The sequence below is a fragment of the Saccharothrix sp. ST-888 genome (genome assembly GCF_000955975.1).
Classification (GTDB): domain Bacteria; phylum Actinomycetota; class Actinomycetes; order Streptomycetales; family Streptomycetaceae; genus Kitasatospora.
The window spans coordinates 1-368 of the sequence record NZ_JYJF01000518.1 but is presented as its reverse complement, the minus strand read 5'-3'; the positions used below and the strand labels follow the sequence as shown (position 1 = coordinate 368).

Here is a 368-nt window from a genome sequence, read left to right as displayed (position 1 = left end):
GTCCAGCCGGGATTCGCGGTTGATCTCAAGTCCGCGTCACGTTGCAGACCGGCCGCCGGCCGAGAGGCGAGGACGACGGCGCTGCCGGCATCGATCTTCGAGACGGACGCGGCCGGGGGGGTGTCTCGGGTCGGGCGCCTCCGGGCAGGCGGGGCGCGTCGGGCCTATTGGAGAGTTCGGCCGCTGACCAGGTAATGTTCTCGTCGTCAGCAGGCGCCGCTAGCTCAGTTAGTTAGTGCAGCTGGCTCTTATTCAGGCGGTCCGGGGTTCGAGTCCCTGGCGGCGCACCGACAGACCGAAGGCGCTTCGCAGCAGCGAGGGGGCTTCGGTCGTTGCGGCTCAGCCGAAGTAGCCGTGGAAGTTCCGGG

At 68.5% G+C, this 368-nt stretch carries 1 tRNA gene; it reads left to right on the top strand.

What is annotated here, in order from left to right:
* Nucleotides 1–213: 213 nt before the first annotated feature.
* A tRNA-Lys gene (locus tag UK12_RS33660) sits at nucleotides 214–287 on the top strand.
* The last annotated feature ends 81 nt before the right edge of the window (nucleotides 288–368 follow it).